Below are 24,970 nucleotides of genomic sequence, written 5' to 3' on the forward strand. Positions count from 1 at the left end.
CGCCATTTTAAGCTTTGGTATTACTTGACATTCTCGTTTATTCTGCACTGCTCGATTCTGTACTGATTGGTAGGGTAATGAGCATTTCCGTACCTTCGCCAAATAGAGAGTTGACTTGAATCGTACCGCAATGTTTTTCAGTGACAATTTGTCGTGCGATCGCCAATCCCAATCCCGTCCCTTTACCAACGGATTTGGTCGTAAATAAATGATCGAATACCTTTTGTTTAACTTCTTCCTTCATGCCCTTACCATTATCGGTAATCACAATCTTAACGAGATTATTCTCTAAATCTAAGGAAGTTGTAATGGTAATACGGTTAGGATGGGCTTTAATTTGCTCGAAGCTCTTTCCCTGATTAGATTCTTCTAATGCATCGATCGCATTTGCCAAGATATTCATAAATACTTGGTTCAATTGTCCTGGAAAACATGCAATTTGAGGTAAGTTGCCGTAGTTAGTGACAACCTCAATCGCAGGATGCTGATCAGAAGCCTTCAGCCGATGTTTGAGAATGAGAATCGTACTATCAATACCCTGATGGATATCAAAAAGCACTTTGTAGTCTTGATCGGCACGGGAAAATGTTCTTAAACTCGTGCTGATATTTTTTAGGCGATCACAGGCGATCGTCATCGAATCAATCATCTTCGGTAAGTCCTCTAAACTATATTCCAAGTCAATTTCTTCGGCATGGGCTTTGATCTCATCACTCGGATTGGGTAGGTTCTCTTGATAGAGTTTTAAATGTTCAACGATATCGGCTAAGGTCGGTTCAGCTTGTTTGAGACTGACAGCAATAAACCCAAGGGGATTGTTCATTTCATGCGCTACTCCTGCAACTAGGTTGCCTAGGGCAGACATTTTCTCACTTTGCACCATTTGCAATTGGGCATTTTGCAGATCGGTAAGCACTTGTTGTAAGACCTGTGATTTTTGCTCCAAGGCAATTTCAGCAAGTTTACGTTCATGCAGAGCAGCTTGCTGTTTACTAATATCCAACACTAGCCCATCCCAAACTAGAGTTCCATCATCAAGTTGTTGGACTCGAGTTTTTATTTCAATCCACTTGATAATTCCCGATGGAGTCACAATTCGTCCTGACCACTCCAAAGGAGCTAAAGTTTGCCTAGAGTTGGTCAAAGATTGCTGGTAACTTGCCACATCCTCTGGATGGATTGCTTCTATGAGAAAGTGGATATTGGCGATCGCTTGTTCTTGGGTGATTTCAAACAAGTAGGAACATTCGGCACTAACATAGGATAGATATCTGTCCCCATCACTAGTCGAGCGAGCCTGATAAACAACTCCTGGCACATTATCTACAAGTTTCTCAAACCTAGAGTTACTTGCACTCAAGTTTTCGAGCGATCGTTCTAACTGTTGCGCATATTCTAGCGATCGCTCATAAAGTCGAGCATTTTCCAAAGAAATCGCCGCTTGAGCGCAAAGTAAATTTAGAATTTCCACACGATCCCTTGTGAAGGCTCCCGCTGCTAAACTATTTTCCAAATACAAAATGCCCTTCAATTTCCCCTGTTGCAAAATTGGACTGCATAAGATACTCTTCGGCTGCTGACGTATGATATAAGCGTCGCTGGCTAAGGTCGGATCGGCTGTCGCATCAATCAGCACCGCAGTTTGCCTGCTGTGCTGCACTTTGTAAATCAGCTTCAGAGGAACGTCCTGACTGTCTTCAACAGGAATTTTTTGCAACACAACAGGCTCTGCGCCCTCGATAATTGAGCCTTTGATCAATAGGCGATCGTCTCGCAAGAGCATAAATATACATTTATCAGCTCCCGCATTTTCGATAACGATAGAAAGTAAAGCTGAAAGCAGTTTCTCTAATTCGATTTCACCAGAAAGAGTTTGAGAGGCTTTGAGAATGGTAGCTAAATCTAGAGCTACAGAAGCACTGCTATGGGAAGTGTCGGAACTGGTGGAAGTACTTCCCACAGCGAAGATGGTTTCGCTCGTGGAGAGTAGGGAACGGGGTTGCTCTAAGATAAAGGCAAGGAGTTGGGGATAGCGTCTTTCCAAGTCCGCAACCTTAGCCTTTGCACCCCAACGGGCATAGCCATAATAGGCTTCGGTCATATATTCTTGAGCAATCCGTTCTTTATCCCAATCGAGATAGAACTTTGCCGCCAGTTCATTGGCAATTGCTTCTTCTTGAATGTAGCCGTTTTCTCTAGCACCAAGGATGGCACGATCATACAAATCTACTGCTTGAATGCGATCGCCACTAAGACGCGCCAGTTCCGCCGAAATCAACTGATGCTTATGAAGAAAATTATCAGGACAGGCTTTAGCCCATTTCTTAAGCATTTGCTGCTGTTCTTGAATTTGCTGATAATAAACAGCTTGAGTTTCCGAATCTGCTTGGGTATAAGCCGCAGCCAGACTAAGGGGATAATAAATGTGATAGGCAATGATCGGGAAAAATCCCATATTTGCAGGCAGTGCATCTTGTAGCGCGGGGGATATCGCCAATACCTGTGCGTAATCACCTCTAAAATAAGCCCGTTGTAAAACTAAAAAGCCATACCAACTAATGGCAACATCGAAATGGCTTTGCTTCCAAAGCAAAAAGAATGGGTGTTCAAAATAACCAGTTGCTGTTAGCTCCTGACCTTCAATAGTATCATCCATCAGTTCTTTCACAAATTGTTGCTGAAGTTGAAACACACACAGCATATTTTGGTCATTTGCCTGCTGCACATAGCCAAGATATTTTTGGATTTCCTCCTGCACTGACGGTAAAGGACTGCCTTTAAAGAGATGAGACCAGATTAAAAATACAATTGCCCATACCCCAAAGACTAAATCACCAAACTCCATACATAGTTCAATAGATTGCTCGTATAGAGGCACATTCTCTGATAGAGGACGCGAGAATGGATTAATACTATGGGCGAAGTGGTTATTATTTTTGGCGATGAACTGAGTGTTGTTAAAGGTGCGATCAAGATCCAAAGCAATCTTGCCAAACTGATAAGCATCTTGATAGTCACCCTGAAGTGCCAACATCATGCCATAGGAGCAATAGGCAAAGCTCGAACTTTCTGCACGTCCGTATTTTAGGGATATATTCACCATGCGGAGAGTTGTCAGCAGATTGAGCAGTTGGTTGCCTGCTAGGTAAGAAGCCGAATACAAGATCACTAGGATCTTCATGCAACTCTGCTGCACTGGGTCACTCATTGGAGGTAAATCTAGTAGAGCCTGAGCCGATATTTGAGCAACAGTTTCCTGTACTTGTCGTCGTTCTACTTCTACTAATGCCTGTAACTCATTTTGATCTGTTGGCAGTGTTATTCCCAAAACAGATAAACCTTTAATCCCATCTTCAACGCTAGCCATCATATTTGTTCCTTGAGTCATCCGTTGCGTCATGCGAATGCCATAAATATGTGCCATATCTAGAGGATCTTTGACGTGCTTTAAAATATGGGCAAGTAGAGATTCAGATGATTCAAACTGACCAACAAGATAGCTACATTCTGCTTTTTCGCGATGTAGATCAAGCATGAGGCGATAGTGAGTTTGCCAAGCAGATTGAGGTAGTCGTTTGAGTCCGATAGAGAAGTAGCCAATGGCTGCTTGATATGCAACTGAGAGCTTGGCTTTCATGCCAGCTAAGACCGACAATTCTGCTAGCTGAATTGTCGGTATAGCAGATGGATCAGCATCAATACCTACTGCCAAATGATTCACAATATCAAAAATTTTGTCTTCTAACACAGTGGATGATCGATGTGCTAGTAGTAATTGTCCGATTTGGAGGTGGACAAATTGCTTTTGCTCTTCGGCAATGAGAGAATAGGCTGATTGTTGGACGCGATCATGCAGAAACTTATAAGTCGCATTAGCAGAAACTTGATTTGCGGATAGAGCACTGGTTGGGGCGAAGAATTTATAGACATCGGAGATGGGAATAATTAGACCTTCTTGTAGGGCTCTCCATAACGCTGTTGCGGTATCTTCTGGAGATCTTTTAGAAACGATCGCCAGTGTCTGCAAATCAAAATGCGCCCCAATACAAGCTGCTAATTTCAACACCTCCTGAGTTTCGATAGGTAACTTCTGTAATTGCAGAGCCATAAATTCCACTACGTCATCAGTAATTGCCAAAGATCTAACTTGATTGATATCACACCGCCAATGTTGAATATCCCAATCAAAGGTAATCTGTCCATCTTCATACAAGGTTTTCAGAAATTGAGTTGTAAAAAATGGATTGCCGTTAGTTTTTTGATAGATTAATTCGGTTAAGGCTTGGGCAAGAAATAATTCACAATTTAGCGTATCAGCTACTAATTGATTTACATTTAGCAAGCTCAATGCTTTGAGAGTAATCGTGTTGACTAACGCACCAGATTTGATAATCTCATCAATAGTTATCATAAAGGGATGAGCAGGCGACACCTCATTATCTCGATAGGCTCCTATGATCAATAAATATTGAGTGTCTTCTATCAACAATTTCAGTAAATTTAGAGAGGCGGAATCTGCCCATTGTAAATCATCTAAAAACATCACCAAGGGATGCTCTGGGCTGGTAAAGATCTGCACAAACTTTTGCATCAGCAGATTAAAGCGATTTTGAGTCGCAGTCCCTGATAGTACTGTGGCTACTGGCTGCTGACCGATAATCAGTTCTAGTTCAGGAATCACCTCAATTAAAACTTGTCCATTCTCGCCCACAACTTTGAGGATTTTGTTTTTCCATCCGTTGATTTGACTATCTGATTCTGAGAGTAGTTGTCCCATTAGGTCGCGGAAAGCTTGGACAAAGGCAAAAAAGGGAATATTGCGCTGAAATTGATCGTATTTCCCTTTAATGAAGTAGCCCCGTTGTCTAACGATTGGTTTATGCACTTCATTAACGACGGCTGTTTTGCCAATTCCTGAAAAACCTGCAACAAGCATCATTTCTGTTGCGCCTTGGCTCACTCGCTCAAAGGAATTCAGGAGTATTTCTACTTCGGTGGCGCGACCATAGAGTTTTTCGGGGATAATAAAGCGATCGCTAATATCTCTCTGTCCAATTTCAAAAGGTGCAATATTTCCTGTAGCTTGCAATTGTTCTAGACAAATCTCTAAATCATGCTTAATTCCCAAAGCACTCTGATAGCGATCTTCAGCATTTTTAGCCATTAGTTTGCTGATGATTGTTGATAAAACTAGGGGAATACTAGGATTGATCTGATGAACTGGTGTAGGATTTTTTGCTAAATGACAATGGACTAATTCCACGGGATCATTGGATTGAAAAGGTAACTTTCCTGCCAATAACTCGTAGAAAGTCACCCCCAATGAGTAGAAGTCGCTGCGATAGTCAACCCCACGATTCATCCGTCCAGTTTGCTCTGGCGAAAGATAGGCAAGAGTTCCTTCTAGGGCGTTAGCATTTTGGATCTCTTGGGTTTCCCTTGGTAATAGTGAGGCAATACTAAAGTCAATTAATTTAACTTGGTTGGTTTCGGGGTTAATTAATATATTGCTGGGTTTGATATCCTTATGAATAACTCGATCTCGATATAATATATCTAAGCCATTACAGAGCGCGATCGCTATTTCCAAAAATTCTTTTAAAGAGAGCCTATTTCTCCCTTTTACCGCATACTCTCTCAAGGAAATCCCCCCGAAGTCTTCCATCACTAGCGCATAGCTATTTTGATATGGTTCTAAGCTGTAGGTTTGGATGATTAGTGGTGAGTTGAAATTTTGGGAAATATTATACTGATTGCGAAACTGAACTAATTCGTTAAAGGTGGGATAGTCATTTTTCAGGAGTTTGATCACTACAGGGAGTTGATCCGAGGTACGGATTGCCCGATAGACGACAGTCCGCGAACCCATGTAAAGATTTTCAGATAGAGAATAGCCGAGGATTGTGAATGTATCTACCATTGTTTTTGTCCTGTTATTTGCTTTATTATTTGCTTTATTAAGTAGCTAGGCATAAGTAAACTTAAAACCCAGAAGGGCATACCGCCCGCGCAGCAGGCGGTATGCCCTCTGGTTTTGGTTTTTAATTATACCTAGCTACTTATTTATCTTGTCAGAGTTATGGCATAACTTAATGCTGGTGAATGGGAATCGTAACGATAAAGGTAGAACCTTGTTCTACTCCAGAAACACATTCCAACTTACCACCATGTTTATCTACCACAATTTGATAGCTAATCGAAAGTCCCATCCCAGTCCCTTTGCCTACGGGCTTTGTGGTAAAAAACGGATCGAACAGCCTATGCTGAATTTCTGCTGGAATACCAATCCCATTATCGGAAATTTGAATCATCACTTCCTTAGCATTGACCAATGCAGTGCTAATTGTAATCCTTGGACTATGGATTTGACCAATTTCCAAAGATTCTTCTAGAGCATCAATTGCGTTACTGAGTAGATTCATAAAGACCTGATTGAGTTGTCCTGCGTAGCACTCGACTAGCGGTAACTCTCCATAGGCTTTGATAATTTCAATGATGGAAGCATCAGACCTTGCTTTTAGGCGATGTTGCAAAATCATCAGAGTACTATCGATCCCATCGTGGATATTCACGGATTTCATATCAGCTTCGTCCATGCGCGAGAAGGTACGCAATGACACGACAATTTTTTGGATACGTTCTGCGCCAACTTGCATAGAAGCGAGAAGATTGTGCATATCTTCCAGTAAAAAATTTAACTCGATCTCTTCGATTTGTTCTTGAATCTCGGCATGGGGGTCGGGATAATGTTTTTGGTAAAGCTCTAGGAGTTGCCCCAAATCTTTGGCATAGTTGTGAGCATGGATTAAGTTACCGTAAATGAAATTGACTGGGTTATTAATTTCATGGGCGACTCCTGCGACGAGTTGTCCCAGCCCCGACATTTTCTCCGATTGCACCATCTTGGTTTGAGTATTCTTGAGTTCTTTTAGGGTTTGTTCTAGCTCCGCAGTGCGCTGATTTAGCTCAGCTTCGGCACGTTTGCGATCGCTGATATCGCGGATAATTGCAGCAATATATGAAGGTTGACCTGTATTGGGGTCTTTGATTGTAAATATGTTCCATTCCACGGGAATTTGTACTTGGGTAATCAAGTGCTGCAAGTGCAGTTCCGCACTTGCATAACCATATTGTCGCAAATGAGGCATCAGGGTTTCTTGAATTTTAGCCCTGTCCTCCCGACTGTGGAAATCGCTTAGGTGTAAATTTTTAACTGTATCGGTGATACCAAGTCCCACTAATTGCCGTCCCCCTGCATTCAAATAAAGCATTTGTCCATCGTCAATGTTAGCAATGCTGATAAAGTCTGTAGTATTTTCGACTACAGAAGCAAGTTTTTGGACTTCTATTTCCGCCAGTTTGCGATCGCTAATATCTTCTAGTGTAACTAGAACTCCAATAACATTACCATCAAGATCGCGTAGGGGAGTTTTACGGGTATCAAGCCATCGTGTACTGCCATCTGAGCGCTGGTGGATCATAGTATGAAGATCTGATTGCCCAGACTCCATGACTCGACGATCGCGTTCCACATTCTGGGCTGCGGATTCAACCGTAAAGGGCAAAGTATAGTCAGTTTGCCCAACAATCATATCAGGTGATTCTAAACCCACAAGCTTAGCACCATTTGTGTTGCAGCCCATAAAATTAGATTCGCGGTCTTTCCAAAAGACTAATTGCGGAATGTTATCGAGTAACAGACGTAAAAACTGCTGTGATTGCTGAAGTTCCTGTTCCGCCTGCTTGCGATCGGTAATATCTAAGATGATGCTATCCCAAATAGTCGAACCATCAGCTTGCCGTTCTGGTTGAGAAGTGACCTGTACCCATTTTAGATTGCCCGAAGGGGTAATAATCCGAAATTCTTCCTTAAAAAGCATCAGTTTTTCAGATGCATAGATTCCAGCTTGCTGAATTCTTGGACGATCATCTGGATGTTGCAAGTCTTCAAATTGAATGACTCCAGACAAAAAGTCTTCAACTGAAACTTCGCAAATGTCAATACAACCTGAACTAACATAGAGTGTTGACGGAGAACCATCCACAGTAGTGCGAAACTGAGTAATCATGCCAGGGAGATTATTAGCCAACTTCTGAAATCTTGCCTCACTAGCTTGCAAATCTGCTAACTCTTGTTGAGACCTCAATATATCCATAGCCTGTTTCGCCCCACCTTTATAGGTTGACAATTACTTTAAGTACCTCAGCATAATTAATACCAAATCACAAAATGGCGTAGCCATTTTGTGATTTGATATAAAATCCAAATCTAAAACCTGCGACGTGTGCGCCGCTTGCGTCGCAGGTTTTAGGGTTTTATATTTAATTAAGCCCACTTACTTATTATATGGCTTGGCTAAAGGAAAGTATGAATTAGAAAAATTGCAGAAATCAGGTATTAAACTAAATCTGATTCCTTAGAAATAATATTGTGTATTGACGACAATCACTCCTGTTCAAGGGTTTGCAGTATAGCGATCGTCTCTTCATCCACTGGAAGGGATTACCTGATATCGAAGCGACTGATGCCGTAGCTCTCCTCGACAAGGAGAGCTACAGTCCCATCACAGAAGGGTAATCTCTTCCCCTTGATAATCTGTTTTTGATCCCACAGTTGCCTGATTTCAGCTTCCATAACAGGTATTTCATCCTCATGACCTTGATCCTTCAACCTCTGATTCTCAAGTTCGAGATGTCGAGCTAATCCATCTGGACGAAACAACGCCGCTTCCCAATCCTCAGGTTCTCCTTCTACTAATATCCAACCTGAGTTCCACACATCATCGGGCAAGGTAAACCACACCAGTTTTCGGAGCAGTCTACCATCACTGGCGTGCTCATAAACAAACCAATCCACGGAGTTATCTCCATAGACAAAAAAGATTTCTCCCAATTGTCCCGATTTAGCTTCAGTGAGAGACTCTTCGCCGAATAGCACTTCATCATCAGGAAGCTCATCATCGGGCTGATAATCGCAAAGTAGCCAAGGGGAATCAGGAAGAGGTTCAACTCTTTTACCAAATATCTTCTGGGCATTCTCAATCGCTTCGTTACGAACAAAATAGGCTGAGTAGGATTTCATACTTTATTTACCCTAGATTTTGATAGCTTAAGCTGGCTGGAAACAGTAATAGCTGTATGTTATGATGCATTCTATTAAGATTCAGATTGTAAAAATAAGAGACTGGCACTATAGGTGTTTCGGGAAACTCAACCTTAATAAATAGCAATAAGCAGCGCAAGGCACTGCAAACGTAATACTCGAAGGATTTTCGCATTGCTAATCGTAGAAGATCGCTACCCATTGACGGGGTTCTTTTTGTAGTCGAAGATAGGGATAAGGGGAGATTGGTATTGATAATCTCAAAAAAAATGAATCCACAAAATTCGGCAAATCTTAGTTTTAATTCTCTAGAAATATTAAAAGACTATCTTAATCAAGATTACGACCTTATCTCTGAAAAACTGATTTATATCCTAGAACATTTTGAAAGAACTACTTATTTAGAACTTGCACCAGATGCACAGCACTTTATCAATGCCTTTGTCAAAAACTTCTTATACATCTTTACTCAGCCTGATTATTGCCTGAGCGATCGCTATGCAATCAGATTTATTCAACTAAACCTGACTATATCTAACCTAGTGGCAATTTCTTGCTTTAAAACTACAGATGACTATCTAGATTTGTTAACAGCCCAGCCTCAAGATCTCGCCAAAGTCCTAACCCTATGCTCCGCTAGAAATAGTTGGCAAGGCGATCGCCAAGCATTTTTTGATATTAATCCAGCACTGACTAGTCTATGGTATTCCCATTATCTAGAAATTTATCGCTCAGGATTAGTAAATGTGATCGCATACAACAATCTCCGTGAACATATTCTTTATGAAGACGCGCGTCTAACGGGCTTCTATAAAATTGATGATGTCTACTTTGGCGCAACCTATATTGATGGCGATGATGACCGCATACTCAAAGCCAGAATTAACAAATTAGTTCAAAATAGCCAACTAGTTAAAAATATTACTATTGTCAATCAGCCCAACCCTCAGAAAATCGCTATCATTTCGGGCTTTTGGTATCCCCAGCATTCTATTTATCGGATTTTGTCTGGATGTGTGGCGGCGCTTAAGGATAGTTACGAGTTGACCTTAATTCACATAGGCGATCAGAAATTAGCGATCGATACGCAATACTTTAAAGAAGTTAAATATTTGCGATTTGATAACGGTTTTTCTGATCTGAGTGTCATTAAGCAAAATGAATTTGCTGCTATCTACTATCCAGACATAGGTATGATGAGCGAAAGCATTATATTGTCCAACCTGCGGATTGCTCCCATTCAAATTTGCGGGTTAGGACATCCCGTCAGTACCTTTGGTAGTGAGATTGATTATTTTATTAGTGGAGCCGATGCTGAGATTGCTTGCCATGCCGAAGACAACTATTCTGAACGTTTAGTTTTAGTAACTGGATTGGGGGCAGTTAATAATTGTCCTGACTATCAGTTATCAAAGGATGTTAATCCTGAAAATGCTGCACAAGCTTCTATCAAAAGCAGTGATAAATTCATTATTAACTGCCCTTGGTACGGTCAGAAAGTCAATTATCCATTATTGCTGACTCTCAAGCAAATTATCAAAAATGCTAAATCACCCGTTCTTTTTCGTCTTTTTTCGGGTGGAGCCTTAACACGCAAAAATGATTTTCTCCCCTTCGTCAAAGATGTCGAAGAGGTTTTAGGCTCTGAGCATGTCCATGTCTATCCATATATGCCCTATGCCGAATATATGGCAATTATGGAAGAAGGTGATATCTGTCTTGATTCCTATCATTTTGGTGGCTTTAATGTACTCATCGATGGTTTGTATCTCCAAAAGCCCTCGGTAGTCTTTGAGGGGAAACGCTGGTATAGTCGCTCAGGAGCGGCTTTGATGAGGAAATTAGGGCTGAGCAAACTTGTCGTCAAAACGCCATCAGCATATTCTCAGTTAACTCTTAAGCTCATGGGTGATCGCCTTTTTTATGAGTCAATGCAGGACAAGGTGAGGCAAATCGATTTGCAAAATATCGCTTTTCAGCCAATGAATGGTCAATATTTTAAAAAAGCGATCGACTTTCTCATTCAAAATCACGATCGCCTAAAATCAGAATCCTCGAAAAAAGCTATTCGGATTTCTTAGCGATCGCTGTCATATAGCTGCCGCCAACTGGATCAGGACATAAAACCCCAAAGAGAGTTGCCGCGAGGAGCGCGGCAACTCTCTTTGGGGTTTTGATTTTGGGCACTGGTCAGCTAATGGGGGGGATTCTGAAATGCCCATTTCATGCCAACAAAAAAGGCGCAAATATGTCGATCACGCTTTAGCTGACCAGTACCTAGCTTTACTGCATATCTCGCTTATTAGAACTTATTTAAATGATATATTTAGCTATATAAATCCTGTAGGAATCCCATTAGTTTAATCTGTGGACTTAAATCTAATGAGCCAAGCGATCGCAACAAATGATCTAGACCTAACTCAGCCGTTAGCTAATTCAAGAGCTTTGACTGATGAGCAGTTCATGTCATTACCTGAAGATGGCAATCGTTATGAGTATGTGGATGGAGAGTTAGTCATTGTGGCAAATTCAGGTGTAGAGCATGGATATTTGGCTCTTACTCTCGGATATTTTTTGACAGGTTTTGTGCGGACGCATAAGCTTGGGGTGACTTGTGATTCGAGTACGGCTTTTAAAATGAAGACTGGTAATAAGCGATCGCCCGATCTTGCTTTTATTGCTAAAGAAAGGTTGCAAGGGCTAAAGCGTTTACCGAAGGGATTTTTTGATGGCGCTCCTGATCTGGCTGTAGAAATTATTTCTCCCAATAATACTTTTGAGGAAATCCATAATAAGTTAGTGGAGTATTTTGAGAATGGAACTCGCTTAGTATGGGTGATTTTGCCTGATGAGGAATGTGTGTTGGTTTATCACAAACCTAAGCCTTCTAGGCTTTTGCAGTTAGAAGATAGCCTTGATGGTGAAGATGTAATTCCCAATTTTAATCTTCCTTTATCGGAGTTATTTCAAGAGTTATCTTTTTAAATATTAAAAAAATGGTGCAGACGATACCTAAGCAGTTACTAAGTTTTGACGATTTTATCGCCCGATATGGTGACAGTAACCGCTACGAATTGATTGATGGCGAGGCGTTTGATTTGGAACCAACAGGCTACCACGAAGAAGTTTCAGCTTTTATTACTACAAAGGTCTGTGCCCAAATTGATGCGATCGCTTTAAATTGGTTTGTCCTTCAGCGAGGATTGCTACGTCCTTCTAACCTTGGTATGACTGCATTTCGACCTGATGTGATGGTTGTCGATCGCAATGAACTTACAAAGGAACTACTTTGGTATGACCAATCAATCCTGACGCTGGGTAGTTCGATTAAGTTTGTGGTGGAGGTGGTTAGTAGCAACTGGCAAAACGATTATGCGCGTAAAGTTGAAGACTACGCAATTTTAGGTATTCCTGAATATTGGATTGCGGATTATGCGGGTTTAGGTGGAACTCGACATATTGGAAAACCGAAACAACCGACTCTTTCTATTTGTACGTTAGTGAATGGAGAGTATGAAATTCATCAGTTTCGCGGCAATCAACCGATTACTTCTCTCACATTCCCAAATCTCAAACTGACAGCAGAACAAGTTTTAAAGGCTGGTAGATAAATCGCATAGTTTTCTGGGCGGTGGCTCAACTTGATCGGTTGTGGTCGGGATAGGCGGATTATTTATCAGCATAGGTTAGGAATGCTATGCTGCATTTTGCTAAATAAAACTTTATTCAGATTTATTACGCTACAAACATCTTGATATTACACTTAATTGATGGCTTTGTCTGACAAGTTATGTATTATCTATCCTATTCAAGTATTTATCCTGCAACTTACAAGATAATATAGTTAGGCAACCTTTGTGATTTGAGTTTTTAGAATACTTTTCGTTAGTCTTCAGCGAAAAATTAAAACTTCTTACAGCAAGGGGTTTGAAGTTTATCCAATTCAGTTTTTCTGAGAACAATAAAATGGCAAAGAGCAAGAGTACAAAAATAAATTGGTGTCACCATGCTTGAATTAGATTTACCATCAGCAGGAATGCAAAGCTATGCATGTGTAATTCATGGACCTATTACTTTTCCTGGGAGTAATCCTCATGAAGGCTTCACGTTAGGTCTTAACGATTTTATAAAAGCTCTTATTAACACTGATGCTGTACAACGCTTACGCTGGATTCGCCAGAACGGTCTAAGCCACTTTGTGTTTAACACAATGGAACATTCACGATTTACCCATAGTTTGGGAGTAGCTTTTGTAGCTCGGCGTATGATTGATAGAATAACACTTAACAGTGAGGTGGATAGTAAATTAGCTTGGAATTGGAAGTATGAGACAATTGCAGCCGCACTTCTACATGATATTGGGCATGGTCCCTTCAGTCATAGTTTAGAAGAAATTCTTCAGGTGATTAATCCTGAGCTTTCAAAGGATGAGCGATTTGATCATGAGTATATGACTTCGAGACTTATTCGAGAAGATACTCAAGTAAATAAAGTCTTGAAGTCTTGCAGTGAAGATTTGCCAGAGCAAGTAGCTCAGTTTTTTCTAAAAAAGGAAGAGAGAACTAAGGATCACTGGCGCTACCGAATTGTTTCAAGTCAACTAGATGCTGACCGATTAGACTATATCCTACGAGATTCTCGTATGGCTGGTCTTATGGGAGTAGGCTATGATTTAGATCGTATTGTGCAACACCTTTACGTTAGAAAACCTGATGATCCTTATTTCATTCTAGACCGCAAGGCTATAGAGGCTTTGGAATCAGCACTACTGGCAAATGATCAACTTTATCGTGCAGTTTATTACCACCGTAAGGTTAGGGCTGCAACTGCAATGTTGCAGGCTTTACTTTTGCGAGTAGCCGATTTAGCTAAAGAGAATCAGAAAAATTCTAAGGAACTATTCAAACGAGAAAATCATCCCTTGTTGAAACTCATAAAATGTGGGAGAAATATCGATTTGAAAGATTATTTAAGCCTAACTGAGAACCATATCTGGGCATTGATTGAAGAGTGGAGAGAACATCCAGATTCTATCGTCAAGGATTATGCTAATCGGTTGTGGTATCGTAACTTACATGCTACTGTTGACATTAGTGGGCATGATGATGGTAATCGAGAAGAAAAAAATGCCCTACAGAAACTGACTGACGAAGACTATCTAAATCTAGGACAAGAAAAAGAGAAACTTTTAAAAAAATACTACGTGCTTTCAGATACCTCTCGACGCAAGACCTATAAAGAAGGTGATAGCATCTATTTAGGTAATCAGAAAAAGCCTAGCGATAGTCCCAGTACTCTTGAATTCGATCAATCTAGTCGAATTATTTCTATGCTGCGTGAACAACACAAGATAGAGTATGTAATCTATCCACATAACGATAAAAATAAACAGGATGCTGATGTTGAAAATGTTAAGCTGGATGAAGATTTAGCTGTGGGGAACGGTATTTCTTCTCTATCACTCTTAGAAACTGTATCAAGCTGAACTTATTCTCTAAAGTGTAGGGATAAACGTTTATGACATGTCTAAACAAGCGCTTGCAAAGGAAACGGTGACATGAGCTTTTAGTTTTGTAGCAAACTCCATTACTGTCCGATGAAGCTCATTCCTTTATACCTAAAACGATGCGCTTGTTAAGGCTATCTATATTTTAGCCAAGATTGAGCCATCAAGAATGATTGATTTCGTTTATAAGTTCCGAGAAGTTATTGGCGATTCCTCTCAAGATGTGTCTCACCGCAAAGACAAATAATTGATAAGCGATCGCACATTCTGCTTGTGGTTTCTAAGCTTTCAATAAATCTAGCAATTGACGCATATCATCAAAAACTAACTTTGCACCTGCGGCAAGTAGCGACTCATGATGAGAAGAATGGCGATCGCTTGGCGCATACCCCAACACCCGCATCCCTGCCGCCGATCCTGCCTTTACACCCGCTACCGAATCCTCAATCACCACACAATTCTCTGGCGCATAGCCCATCTGACTAGCAGCATGGAGATAAACATCAGGAAAAGGCTTAGGGCGATCGACATGGTGACAGCTATATAGCTTTCCATCGAAATGATCTAACAATCCTGTCAATCCTAAAACTAATTCGATATGCCGAGGACTACTATTAGGGGACAACGGGAATTTGTGCTGATTTTGTTTCGTGGGCAATCCAACGACTGACGGATGGTAACTGTGCCGAAAACCATACTGCACCGAAAATGCTCAAAATACCACAGATAATCAAAGCGTTAGTTGCACCAAAGCTATTGGCTAACGTGCCTGCAAATAGATTACCAAAAGGCATCATTCCCACCATCGCCAGAGCATAGAAACTCATTACCCTACCGCGTTTATCTTCCGCAACTAGGGTTTGGATAATCATATTACTACTGGTAATTTGGAGAATTGTGAAGCCACCCGTAAAGACGAGAATCACGATTGATAGCCAAACTTCCCTAGATAGAGAGAAGGAAATCAAACTTATGCCGATCGCAACTTGAGCAACTACAATCAAACGTTCTAGCCCCGCAATTCCCCGTCTAACACTGAGGTATAAACAGGCAAATAGGGAACCAATCGGAGCAGAAGTGCTAAGATGCGCCATCGTTGTGGCATCTCCATTTAAAATTTCGGCAGCAAAAACAGGCATGAGCGCAATATGCGCCATTCCCACTAGCCCTTTTAAGGCAATCATCAACAGGATTGCACGGATTGGCTGTGTTTGGGAAACATACACAAAGCCTTCTCGTAATTTCTGAAAAGTTTCTCCTAAGCTAGTACGGATATTGGCATGGATTGCAGGAAGCCGCATCGCTTGCAGAGTCAAAATTGCAGGGATATAGCTAATTGTGTCGTAGAGAAAACAATATTTCACCCCTAACGTTGCCACCAAAATCCCACCCACAGCAGGTCCTAGGACGAGAGAAGAACTTAACATCACTGAGTTTAAGGCGATCGCATTACTACTATCAGCGCGATCGTCTACGGTTTCCGTGACGATCGTATGGCGCACGGGCATATCTAGCCCTTTGATCATGCCGTTAAGAACACTCAGGACTAACAGGATAGGGAAGGTAATTAGATTTGTAAAGGTGAGAATCGTTAAAGTGAGAGATACAGCAATTCCCACAATCTGCACGAACATCAATAAATCGCGCCGACTCCAGCGATCGCTTAATACGCCCGAAAAGGGAATCACGATTAAGGTGGGCAAAAATTGTACAAATCCTGCTACCCCCAACATCCATGCCGATTTGGTCAAATCATAAACTAGCCAAGGAATTGTTAACTGCTGGGTCATAAATGTCCCAGACATCGATAGCAACTGTCCGCCAAAAAACAGGCGGAAATTCTGCCAACGCATCGCAGGCAAATAATGATAAATGATGTTGATTAGGCGATCGCCTAATGATCTACTCTGATTTCCCATGTAGCTTATTCGTTATGGTCTACTAATAATTAGTTTGACTAACAATTTTACAATAATAGCAATTGTTTAACTGTGCTAGCTAACACGTTTAACGATTGGTTCCCAATCAAACACCTCTCCATCAATTTGGGCGGCGCTTGCATCATTTATAGCTACAGTCACTTGACTTAGGACAAATAACCCCCAAGAATTGACTGGCGGCGCGAAGCGCCGCCAGTCAATTCTTGGGGGTTATTTAATCAGCGAGATATGCAGCAAAGCTAAGTTATTGGAATGCTTGTAAGCGATCGCTCTGATTGAAGTATTGCAAAGGCTTAGTTTTGTGTCCTAGCATCCTTGACCTTTGAGCTAGATTTAGCACCATAATTCTATTTTGTAGATATTTAAACTATGACAGCGATCGCTTTAATTATTGGTGCAGGGAGCGGATTGAGTGCTTCCCTTGCGCGTTTATTTGCCAAAGAAGGAATAACCGTTGCCCTTGCCGCACGACAGATTGATAAACTTGCTGGTTTAGCAGAAGAAATTGGAGCTTTAAGAGCTTTAAGATTTACTGTGGATGCTTCCAAGCCCGATCAAGTCGAGAAGCTATTCAATCAAGTGGAACAGCAATTAGGAATACCCACAATTGTGATTTATAACCCCAGCGCCAGAATTTCAGGCGCAATTGTCGATTTAGATCCCGTTGAAGTTCTGCGAACTTTAGAAATTACTGCCTATGGCGGATTTCTGGTAGCTCAGGCGGCGGCAAAACGGTTACTAAAAGTAGGTGAGGGCGCAATTTTCTTTACAGGTGCTTCTGCTAGTGTCAAAGGCTATGCCCGATCTGCTCCCTTTGCCATGGGAAAATTTGCGCTGCGTGGTTTAGCTCAAAGTCTTGCCCGTGAATTAGCCCCTCAAAATATCCATGTTGCCCATTTTATCATTGATGGTGGTATTCGTTCAGATAGACGACCTGAACCAGTTGATCAGCCCGATAGTTTGCGCGATCCTGATGCGATCGCGCAGACCTATCTGAGTATTCTGCGCCAGCCTCGTAGCGCATGGACATGGGAAGTGGAATTACGTCCTTGGGTTGAGACATTTTAAAATCAAATTTTAAAATCAAAAAGAAGGCGATGCTTTGCATCGCCTTCTTTTTGATTGATGGAGTACAAATTACTATGCCAACTGTTAGGCAGCATTGCTCGCTGTAGCTGGTTCGGCAGTGGGGGCAGCAGCTACTTCTACTTCTGGCTGAGTACCCCCAAGTCCATCAAGAGCTTTTTCTACTCGTTTGAAATCAAAAAAAAGGGAATGATACGCGATCGCACCCTGATAAATTTTTGACTCGATGGGGAGTGGATCGATAAAATCCACCCGTGAGGCGATCAAGCATATCGCTAATATAGTAATTAAAGTTAATTGCTAGGACGGTTTAATGAATTTCAAGGTCATGCGATCGCTTTCACCAATGGCAAGATAGCGATCCTTATTCTTCTCTCCTAGCCTTAAGGTTGGGGGCAATGTCCAAACTCCATCAGGATAGTCCTTGGTATCTTTGGGATTAGCATTAATTTCTGACTTGCCAAGGAACTTAAACCCTGCTTTCTCAACCTCGGCAATTATTCCATCTTCGTCAATATATCCTGTCTTGGCACTCTCTTGTAATTTGGTTCCAGCCTTGGCGCGATGCTCTTCTACGCCTAAAATGCCATTGGGTTTCAGTGCCTGAAATGCGGCGGTATAGACGCGATCGGCATAACCGCCAATTATCCAGTTGTGGATATTGCGGAATGTTAGCACCACATCAACGGAATTATCGGGAGCGAGAATTAATTGCTGAGGTGGATCGATCGTGGCAACCTTTACCTTACCAAAAATCGCTGAATTAGCCGCTAACTTAGCTTGCAAAGCTTTAGCTGGCTTGCTTTTGGTCGGATCAAGATTGGTGACAATTAGCTGACCGCGATCGCGCAAAAATGGAGCGAGGATTTCCGTATACCAGCCGTTCCCTGGCCATAGCTCAACTACGGTTTGAGTGGGGCTTACACCAAAAAATTCTAGGGTTTCAAGGGGATGGCGATCGCGATCGCGGGCGCGATTTTTGGCGGAACGATGGGAACTGGCAAGTACTTTTTGCAAAGTAGGATTGTGGAGGGAACTGTCGTTTTGAATCGCATTTGCGAAGTCCCAAGAGGTTGTTAAACTGACTGAGATCAGAAAGACGATTGTTAAAACCTTCAACAATGTAGGTCGAAATAAGGATGGCAAAAACTGTTTTACTTTCATAGAGAACTCCTATTTAATTTGATATCAAACCAGATAATAAAGCGACGCTCTTCGATCTTCTTGAGTTTTGATCGCGGCGCAATGTTCGCAATTGTTAGCGTCATCACCTAGCAGTTCATAGGCATACCGCACGGCTTTCAGAGTTGCCGAATCCGTATCATCATTCTCTTGTTCTATAAAAACCTGATTTTCAGGGAACCACTCTTTAAATCCAGCCCGACTCAAGGCTTGATCCAATTCAGGACGGACACCTGCAAGTAATACTGTGATGCCGCGTTTGTGAGCTTGGTGCAGAAAATGTTCGATACGCTCAATGCAGACAATATCGGAGTTGCGAACTCGCTTGAGGCGGAGCACGATAAAACGAATATCAGAACTGACAGCTCTATTGGTGAGTTCTTCAAGATAGCGATCTAAGTCGGGTGCTGCTCCAAAGAAAATCTCTCCTTCGAGGTCAAAGAGCAGAACGGAAGTGCAGGGCGGATCGATCGAAAGCTTCTCACGCACGATTCCCTCATTATTAATGACCAGTTCTGCTCCCTTGAGTTTGGCGGCACGGGGGACAAATAGGAGAATCGAAAGAGCAACTCCCGTCAAAATTGAGTATTCAATATCTACAAAAATGGCTGTAAAGACGGTGATTAGCACCAAACCAGCATCAAATAGGGAAGCTTTAAAGGTATAGCGCAACCGCTTCAAGTCGATCAAACGGGCTGCTGTAATAATCAATAAACCCGATAGGGCTGCTTTGGGAATAAATTTTGTTAAAGGAGCTAGGGTCAGAATTGCCACTGCTACAACTATTGCAGCAATTACACCCGAAAAGCGCGTCTTTGCGCCTGCTTGGAAATTGATCGCGGAACGGCTCAAGGAGCCTGATCCTGGCAAACTTTGCAGGAATCCGCCGCCTAGATTGGCAAATCCTTCCGCAAGACATTGACGGTTGTAGTCGAGAACTTGTCCAGTTTGATTGGCAATGGCTTTAGCGATCGCTAATGCTTCTAATAAACCAAGAAAGGCGATCGCAAAAGCGCCACGGGAGAGTTGACCAACCCAAGCGAACTTAATTTCAGGAATATGGGGTAGAGGCAAACTAGCAGGCACAGAAGCCGATACTGCTACCAAAGTTTTGCCACCATTGGGAACAGTCCAGCCCAAGAGATAAGCGCCAACGGATACGAAGATCAGCACGAATAACATATCAAATTGCGGCAGTCCGTATTTACGCACCAATTGGCGTAAAGCGAGTGCTAACACAATCGTGACGACCGTTATTCCCACAGCTTGATAGTTGGGACTACCTCCTGTCAGGGTGAGCCAGAGGCGATAGAAAACTTGATCGTGGGCAGTTCCTTTTTCGCGGATGCCAAGAGCATTTCCTATTTGTCCGATCGCTAATAGTACCGAGGCTCCTGTCATAAATCCCAAAATCACCGACTCAGAAATGTAGCGTGTCAAATCACCCAGTTTGAACACAGCAATCAAAATCTGAATACTGCCGACCATGATCCCTAGCAGAAACATCCCCTCATAGGCATCAAGACGAGCATCGGGTTCAAAAAATCCCAAAGTACTAAATACCACAAGGGAAATGGCGCTGGTTGGACCATTGATCAAATGAGAAGATGAGCCGAAGATTGAAGCGATCGCCGTAACAAAAATCGCAGAATACAGTCCAAAGCGAGGATCTACACCAGCAATGAGGGCATAGGCGATGCCCTGAGGTAAGGCGATCGCCGCAACGGTTAGGGCGGCAATCACATCTGCACGACCCTTACCCAAGTTGTAGTTTAAATATTTTAAATTACTCATGTTAGTTCCATTAAGCAAGCTACGCTTTGCCTTTCTTTTAATTGTTAATATTCTCTATTTAGCCTTTGGCTTATAAACGCGATCAATGATGCCGTTATCACCAAAAAACTTTTGTTTCGCATCGTCCCAATCCTTAGCAATAAGGGTGATCGGGAATAGCTCAATCTGACCAAACTGACTACTATATTTATTCAGAATTTCTTGATTAATTGGACGATAGCCAAACTTAGCGATCGTTTCCTGAGCCTGATCCGTAAATAGAAATTCTAAATAAGCTTTCGCTTCCGCAGCATTCTTATGCTGTGCAGTATTCTGATCAACCCATGCCACGTAAGGCTGAGCGAGAATACTGGCAGATGGATAAACAATTTGCAATTCACCCTTGGATTCGGCAACTTCTCGAATCGCCTCGTTCTCCCAAGTCAAATGCACATCACCGATTTTTTCGACAGAAAAGTTGATCGCCGAAGTCCGTGCGCCCGCAGCCAGTGTCGTTGTATGTTCGTAAAAAGCCTTGAGAAAGGCAAGTGCGTCAGCTTCACTACCGCCACGCTTAATTACTGAACCCCAAGCCGATAATGCGCTTAATTTGCCATTGCCAGAGGTCTTAGGATCAGGAGTGACAATTTCCACATTAGGCTGAATCAGATCTTGCCAATCTTGAATATTTTTGGGATTGCCTTTGCGGACAACAAAAACGATTGTGGAAGAATAGGGTTGGGAATCGTTGGGTAGTCTTTTTGACCAAGCTTCAGGAATGAGGCTCTGTTTACGGAGTGCGTCAACATCCGTATAGAGTCCTAAAGTCACCACATCCGCAGGTGCACTTCCATCGATAACCGATCGGCTTTGATAGGAAGAACCTGCATGGGATTGCTTAATCTTCAGATGCTTACCAGTTTCCTTCTCATATTTGGCAATAAATTGCTCATTTAAACTAACGTAAAGCTCTCTAGTGGGGTCATAGGATACGTTAAATAATTGACTTGACGTATTACCACTTTCTACATTTTTGACAACAACCAAAGTAACGGAAAGAATAACTGCTGCTACTGCCGCTAGATTAGTCCAAGAGATTCGCTGTATTTTTAGTTTGCCAAGATGCAAATAGTTTTTACTTTGGGACATCAGCACACCATTATTGCAAGGAAAGTTAAAACTTCTTGGCATTATACATTAAATCTACTTTAAACCTATCGATTTACCGTAGATTAGGATTAATTATGTTGCGTTATATGAAGTTAAGTAAATCTGTCCCTCCTCGCAAAGGTTGCCCCAGCACATTCACAAATGGATAATCGAGAAATACTGCTTTATCGGCTCTTTCCCAAACAAGATCACGCACTTTGCTGTAATTGCCATCAACTACCCAGCGATCGCCTTTTAAAGCTGCTGATAGGCGATCGCTGGGCAGTTGATCGGAAGCCTCAGTCTAATTTGACTCCTGTGGTAGCTTGTTCTACACTTCATTTGCTAATTGTTATTTCTCAAAAATTTTAATCCTGCTAAAACCATTTTTCTTGATGTTTTTAAGACTAAAATTTCTGTTTATACAATTCCTGCATCATATCCCAGAAGGAATGATATCTAAAAGCACCAGGATTTTTATTCCCGAAGTCCCAAGCTTCCCATTCATTTCTAGCATCCTTAATTATAGGATTGAGTAGAAATACATCACCATCTCTTGTAGAGCTAATCTGTAAAGCTGTTTTCATGTATTGGCTTCTTGTTAGAAGGGGATCGTCTCCATACTGGATGTATTCTTCGTCACTAATATCATCTTCATCAATATCATCCTCATCGCTATCAATTCCCCAGATTTCAGCCCAATCCTCATCTATCCTATCTTCATCACCATTCCAGATTTCGACCCATTCTTTATTTTCCTCGATGAACCATTTGATTTGATCTGTGCCATATAGCTCACAGTATCGATTTAGAATAGTAAATCCATTTGAGGCAAGCAAAAAATTCTTATAACCTAATGGTAGTTTAGTTCTTAGCCGTTCTTCCAATTTGGAAATATCATCCTCGGTTGCACCTTCCCAAAGACAACACTCATTCTCTAAAACCTCTGAAAATTCGTATGAGTACTGCTCTATAAATTTTGCATTTAGGTTCTCAAAAATTTCTGTATTCCAGTTTTCTAAAAAAATATTCCAATCTTCCACTGTGGGAATAAATCCATACTCCAAATAATTGCCTTTATCCAAAACCATATTAGTTGACCTAATCTTTAATAAACTGAAAAACTAAAACATATTTATTCTAGATCTAATGACATATAGCTTTAATGCAATTACTGTTTAACTATTCTGATGAAGATAAACTAATGTAATTCCTAGTTTAAGTCAAGTATGATCGCATCAACAATCTATCTCCAAAAGGTGATCTCTAGTAATGTAAGTAGTGATTGTTTGGGCGATCGCTTTTAACCATAGTTTCTATTCAGAAACCTTTGCTATTTGAAAATGTTCGATCCACTCAGGCTGATCGACATGTTATATACCCGCTTCATCGGTAACGGAAATACCTGCAACTTGAAGTCCGTGATCCAAACCGAGGCTCGGAAGTTTTGAATTAAGAATAGATGCAAGATGGTATTGGAAAGGTGTAATTCGTAAATCAAAGGCTGACTTGGGATACGGAATCAAATAGCGGCTCCCATCAACACCCACGAACCAGTAGGTCTCAATTCGATAGCCGTTGTACTCTAGATAGACTTCCTGTTGATACGCTTGTGTGTCCGCAAATTTTCTCACCCAAGGTTCGGTGAATTTCTGTATTTTGTCAGGGCGATTTAGTCTCAGGCGGATCGCAACGTCGTTTCGATGTAAGTATTGTCCAATTGCATCGTTATATTCAAAATCATCTGGAATAGATTGGAGCAGAAAATCGACAAGATCATTCTTTGATGTGCTTGAGCGAAACCATCGAGGAAAATGTTTCTTTAATAACTCGTCAAACTCGCATAAGTACAAAGAAATATCTTCCCAGAACAGAATTTCAACTCGCGGAATTGCCCATTTTGTTTTGCGAACGAACTCCTGAAGATTTGCATCTCGCTTCAGCGTGGTAAGAATAATGTATTCTTCTGGCAGTGGAACAAAGTTCTCAGCATTTTCAATCTCGTGCGTGAGTTCCTTTGCTGTAAGCGATTCGACTCGCTTGCATTGACCAGCAGCAATTTGTGTTCCTTGTCCTCGAAGATGAACGGGGCGACCATAGATATCGACACCAAACTGTTTCTGACCCGACCGACCATTGCGGATTAGACTTTATCGGAAATAAAACGGCTAAAATGCCATCAAAGCTTTATACAGCAAGCATTTTACTGGTCTTTTGGCGATTTCTTGAAAGCCTTATCTAGCAAGGCTTTCATTTATTTTCGATTAAGTCTATTGTATAAGGATCACGCCACTTGCGTTTGAGAATATCCGAGCAGATATCCTCAAACTCGTCCCAAGATTTCGGAATGGGGAGATCTGTTGTTGTTGGTGTTGGCATAGAATCGTTACCTAGGACACAACTTAAATTTGTAATGCATTTGCGATTTAACTCTTTTACTAAGGATAAACTAACGCAGATCCTACCCTAAGTCAAACGAGATCGCCCCAATTATCTATCCGCTAAAGGGTTTGCGGTATTGCGATCGCTTATCAACTACTTAACTTTGCCCTCTAACCAACCTTACCTATTCATCTGCAAATTCTTTAATGATTTTTTCGATCGCATTATTCTCTATATCTGATGTGTCGGACTTAGAATAAATTGTCACCAAAACCACACTAGTTTCAGTTTTCACATAATAAATAACCCGATAACCTGCGCTTTTTCCTTTTTGAATATTGCTATTTTTGAGACGGACTTTAAATACTTGATTATTCAAACCAAAAATTTGATCACCTAAAACTTCTCCTGATTTTAGCTGCTCAACTAGAGGTTCTATATCCTTACGGATTGAACGATAACGTTTAGCTAATTGACTAAGATCTTTTTTAAAACGGGCAGTCAGAAAAATTTCGATAGAACTACTCGACATCAATTCCCTCCCACATCTGAGATAGGGGAATAGTTTGCCCACTTAGCGCTTCTTTAAGTCCTTGTTTAATACCCTCAATAACAATATCATCAGGTGTATCATCAAGATCTTCACGAGTTTTTTCGACTAAATATTGTAGAACTTCTTTTTGTTCATTAAGTGAAAGTTGATCAATTAAATTGAAAACCTGATCTTTTGTAATTTGTAAAGTTAGCATAAGTATCAAATTCCTTAAGTATTATGCATAAATTTAGCAGAGTAGTATTTGCCATTGCCTAAATTATAACCATACATCAATCCCCAACTCCCCACAAACT

19 protein-coding genes and 1 pseudogene are annotated in these 24,970 nt (G+C 41.4%); 6 read left to right on the plus strand and 14 right to left on the minus strand.

The window, feature by feature from the left end:
• Positions 1 to 37 precede the first annotated feature (37 nt).
• The 3 genes from PseudUWO310_RS05860 to PseudUWO310_RS05870 form a co-directional block, all read right to left on the minus strand.
• The gene (locus PseudUWO310_RS05860; RefSeq protein WP_142599814.1) at positions 38 to 5,920 is read right to left on the minus strand and encodes an ATP-binding sensor histidine kinase; all 5,883 of its coding nucleotides are present in this window, start codon (positions 5,918 to 5,920) and stop codon (positions 38 to 40) included.
• A 169-nt stretch (positions 5,921 to 6,089) separates the two neighbouring features.
• Positions 6,090 to 8,189, minus strand: coding sequence for a PAS domain S-box protein (locus PseudUWO310_RS05865; RefSeq protein WP_223805552.1), 2,100 nt, complete (start codon positions 8,187 to 8,189; stop codon positions 6,090 to 6,092).
• 314 nt (positions 8,190 to 8,503) lie between these two features.
• Positions 8,504 to 9,082, minus strand: coding sequence for a hypothetical protein (locus tag PseudUWO310_RS05870; RefSeq protein ID WP_142599816.1), 579 nt, complete (start codon positions 9,080 to 9,082; stop codon positions 8,504 to 8,506).
• Positions 9,083 to 9,372: 290 nt separating this feature from the next.
• Here PseudUWO310_RS05870 and PseudUWO310_RS05875 point away from each other — a divergent pair, with 290 nt between their 5' ends.
• The 4 genes from PseudUWO310_RS05875 to PseudUWO310_RS05890 all read left to right on the plus strand — a co-directional run bounded on the left by PseudUWO310_RS05875 (position 9,373) and on the right by PseudUWO310_RS05890 (position 14,588).
• Positions 9,373 to 11,184, plus strand: a complete 1,812-nt coding sequence (locus tag PseudUWO310_RS05875; RefSeq protein ID WP_142599817.1) for a hypothetical protein — start codon at positions 9,373 to 9,375, stop codon at positions 11,182 to 11,184.
• A 301-nt stretch (positions 11,185 to 11,485) separates the two neighbouring features.
• Positions 11,486 to 12,088 carry a Uma2 family endonuclease gene (locus tag PseudUWO310_RS05880; protein WP_190315921.1) on the plus strand — a complete coding sequence of 201 codons (603 nt, stop codon included), beginning with the start codon at positions 11,486 to 11,488 and terminating at the stop codon, positions 12,086 to 12,088.
• An 11-nt stretch (positions 12,089 to 12,099) separates the two neighbouring features.
• Complete coding sequence (locus PseudUWO310_RS05885; RefSeq protein WP_142599818.1) at positions 12,100 to 12,714, plus strand: Uma2 family endonuclease; 615 nt, start codon at positions 12,100 to 12,102, stop codon at positions 12,712 to 12,714.
• A 395-nt stretch (positions 12,715 to 13,109) separates the two neighbouring features.
• Positions 13,110 to 14,588, plus strand: a complete 1,479-nt coding sequence (locus tag PseudUWO310_RS05890) for an HD domain-containing protein (protein WP_142599819.1) — start codon at positions 13,110 to 13,112, stop codon at positions 14,586 to 14,588.
• Positions 14,589 to 14,889: 301 nt separating this feature from the next.
• Here the strand turns inward: PseudUWO310_RS05890 and PseudUWO310_RS05895 are convergent, their stop codons facing one another.
• Together PseudUWO310_RS05895 and PseudUWO310_RS05900 are read right to left on the minus strand one after the other, a co-directional pair.
• Complete coding sequence (locus tag PseudUWO310_RS05895) at positions 14,890 to 15,234, minus strand: HAD family hydrolase (protein ID WP_263363394.1); 345 nt, start codon at positions 15,232 to 15,234, stop codon at positions 14,890 to 14,892.
• Positions 15,224 to 16,528 (minus strand): MFS transporter, encoded by a 1,305-nt coding sequence (locus PseudUWO310_RS05900; protein WP_142599820.1) that lies wholly within the window; start codon positions 16,526 to 16,528, stop codon positions 15,224 to 15,226. The genes PseudUWO310_RS05895 and PseudUWO310_RS05900 overlap by 11 nt, the downstream gene beginning before the upstream one ends.
• Positions 16,529 to 16,918: 390 nt before the next feature.
• Between PseudUWO310_RS05900 and PseudUWO310_RS05905 the strand changes: the two genes are divergently transcribed.
• Positions 16,919 to 17,617 carry an SDR family NAD(P)-dependent oxidoreductase gene (locus tag PseudUWO310_RS05905; RefSeq protein WP_142599821.1) on the plus strand — a complete coding sequence of 233 codons (699 nt, stop codon included), beginning with the start codon at positions 16,919 to 16,921 and terminating at the stop codon, positions 17,615 to 17,617.
• Between the two features lie 193 nt (positions 17,618 to 17,810).
• On the opposite strand, the pseudogene PseudUWO310_RS23885 reads toward PseudUWO310_RS05905, so the two are convergent.
• The 4 genes and pseudogenes from PseudUWO310_RS23885 to PseudUWO310_RS05925 all read right to left on the minus strand — a co-directional run.
• Positions 17,811 to 17,915, minus strand: a pseudogene (locus PseudUWO310_RS23885) (2OG-Fe(II) oxygenase family protein); the annotation flags it as partial.
• Between the two features lie 20 nt (positions 17,916 to 17,935).
• On the minus strand, positions 17,936 to 18,799 hold the full coding sequence (locus PseudUWO310_RS05915; protein WP_142599822.1) for a class I SAM-dependent methyltransferase: 864 nt from the start codon (positions 18,797 to 18,799) through the stop codon (positions 17,936 to 17,938).
• 24 nt (positions 18,800 to 18,823) lie between these two features.
• Positions 18,824 to 20,611 carry a SulP family inorganic anion transporter gene (locus PseudUWO310_RS05920; protein WP_142599823.1) on the minus strand — a complete coding sequence of 596 codons (1,788 nt, stop codon included), beginning with the start codon at positions 20,609 to 20,611 and terminating at the stop codon, positions 18,824 to 18,826.
• 54 nt (positions 20,612 to 20,665) lie between these two features.
• The gene (locus tag PseudUWO310_RS05925; protein ID WP_142599824.1) at positions 20,666 to 21,739 is read right to left on the minus strand and encodes a sulfate ABC transporter substrate-binding protein; all 1,074 of its coding nucleotides are present in this window, start codon (positions 21,737 to 21,739) and stop codon (positions 20,666 to 20,668) included.
• A gap of 162 nt (positions 21,740 to 21,901) precedes the next feature.
• Between PseudUWO310_RS05925 and PseudUWO310_RS05930 the strand changes: the two genes are divergently transcribed.
• A complete protein-coding gene (locus PseudUWO310_RS05930; protein ID WP_142599825.1) occupies positions 21,902 to 22,111 on the plus strand; it encodes a hypothetical protein in 210 nt (69 codons plus the stop codon).
• 35 nt (positions 22,112 to 22,146) lie between these two features.
• On the opposite strand, the gene PseudUWO310_RS05935 is transcribed toward PseudUWO310_RS05930, so the two are convergent.
• The 5 genes from PseudUWO310_RS05935 to PseudUWO310_RS05950 all read right to left on the minus strand — a co-directional run bounded on the left by PseudUWO310_RS05935 (position 22,147) and on the right by PseudUWO310_RS05950 (position 24,870).
• On the minus strand, positions 22,147 to 22,830 hold the full coding sequence (locus tag PseudUWO310_RS05935; RefSeq protein ID WP_142599826.1) for an SMI1/KNR4 family protein: 684 nt from the start codon (positions 22,828 to 22,830) through the stop codon (positions 22,147 to 22,149).
• Between the two features lie 282 nt (positions 22,831 to 23,112).
• Positions 23,113 to 23,592, minus strand: coding sequence for a hypothetical protein (locus PseudUWO310_RS05940; protein WP_142599827.1), 480 nt, complete (start codon positions 23,590 to 23,592; stop codon positions 23,113 to 23,115).
• Between the two features lie 397 nt (positions 23,593 to 23,989).
• Entirely contained in the window at positions 23,990 to 24,118 is a 129-nt protein-coding gene (locus PseudUWO310_RS23565; RefSeq protein WP_263363395.1) for a hypothetical protein, read from the minus strand.
• A gap of 187 nt (positions 24,119 to 24,305) precedes the next feature.
• The gene (locus tag PseudUWO310_RS05945; protein WP_142599828.1) at positions 24,306 to 24,653 is read right to left on the minus strand and encodes a type II toxin-antitoxin system RelE family toxin; all 348 of its coding nucleotides are present in this window, start codon (positions 24,651 to 24,653) and stop codon (positions 24,306 to 24,308) included.
• Positions 24,643 to 24,870 carry a hypothetical protein gene (locus tag PseudUWO310_RS05950; RefSeq protein ID WP_142599829.1) on the minus strand — a complete coding sequence of 76 codons (228 nt, stop codon included), beginning with the start codon at positions 24,868 to 24,870 and terminating at the stop codon, positions 24,643 to 24,645. Before PseudUWO310_RS05950 ends, PseudUWO310_RS05945 begins: the two co-directional genes overlap by 11 nt.
• Positions 24,871 to 24,970: the final 100 nt, after the last annotated feature.

The sequence above is a fragment of the Pseudanabaena sp. UWO310 genome (assembly GCF_006861605.1).
Taxonomy (GTDB): Bacteria; Cyanobacteriota; Cyanobacteriia; order Pseudanabaenales; family Pseudanabaenaceae; genus Pseudanabaena.

Bases quoted from the DNA above. Each gene is read 5' to 3' on its own strand.
- PseudUWO310_RS05945 (WP_142599828.1), bottom strand. From the start codon at position 24,653: ATGTCGAGTAGTTCTATCGAAATTTTTCTGACTGCCCGTTTTAAAAAA.
- PseudUWO310_RS05900 (WP_142599820.1), bottom strand. From the start codon at position 16,528: ATGGGAAATCAGAGTAGATCATTAGGCGATCGCCTAATCAACATCATT.
- PseudUWO310_RS23565 (WP_263363395.1), bottom strand. From the start codon at position 24,118: ATGCCAACACCAACAACAACAGATCTCCCCATTCCGAAATCTTGGGAC.
- PseudUWO310_RS05905 (WP_142599821.1), top strand. From the start codon at position 16,919: ATGACAGCGATCGCTTTAATTATTGGTGCAGGGAGCGGATTGAGTGCT.
- PseudUWO310_RS05890 (WP_142599819.1), top strand. From the start codon at position 13,110: ATGCTTGAATTAGATTTACCATCAGCAGGAATGCAAAGCTATGCATGT.
- PseudUWO310_RS05920 (WP_142599823.1), bottom strand. From the start codon at position 20,611: ATGAGTAATTTAAAATATTTAAACTACAACTTGGGTAAGGGTCGTGCA.
- PseudUWO310_RS05915 (WP_142599822.1), bottom strand. From the start codon at position 18,799: ATGAAAGTAAAACAGTTTTTGCCATCCTTATTTCGACCTACATTGTTG.
- PseudUWO310_RS05860 (WP_142599814.1), bottom strand. From the start codon at position 5,920: ATGGTAGATACATTCACAATCCTCGGCTATTCTCTATCTGAAAATCTT.
- PseudUWO310_RS05950 (WP_142599829.1), bottom strand. From the start codon at position 24,870: ATGCTAACTTTACAAATTACAAAAGATCAGGTTTTCAATTTAATTGAT.
- PseudUWO310_RS05935 (WP_142599826.1), bottom strand. From the start codon at position 22,830: ATGGTTTTGGATAAAGGCAATTATTTGGAGTATGGATTTATTCCCACA.
- PseudUWO310_RS05880 (WP_190315921.1), top strand. From the start codon at position 11,486: ATGAGCCAAGCGATCGCAACAAATGATCTAGACCTAACTCAGCCGTTA.
- PseudUWO310_RS05875 (WP_142599817.1), top strand. From the start codon at position 9,373: ATGAATCCACAAAATTCGGCAAATCTTAGTTTTAATTCTCTAGAAATA.
- PseudUWO310_RS05885 (WP_142599818.1), top strand. From the start codon at position 12,100: ATGGTGCAGACGATACCTAAGCAGTTACTAAGTTTTGACGATTTTATC.
- PseudUWO310_RS05870 (WP_142599816.1), bottom strand. From the start codon at position 9,082: ATGAAATCCTACTCAGCCTATTTTGTTCGTAACGAAGCGATTGAGAAT.
- PseudUWO310_RS05930 (WP_142599825.1), top strand. From the start codon at position 21,902: ATGGATAATCGAGAAATACTGCTTTATCGGCTCTTTCCCAAACAAGAT.
- PseudUWO310_RS05925 (WP_142599824.1), bottom strand. From the start codon at position 21,739: ATGTCCCAAAGTAAAAACTATTTGCATCTTGGCAAACTAAAAATACAG.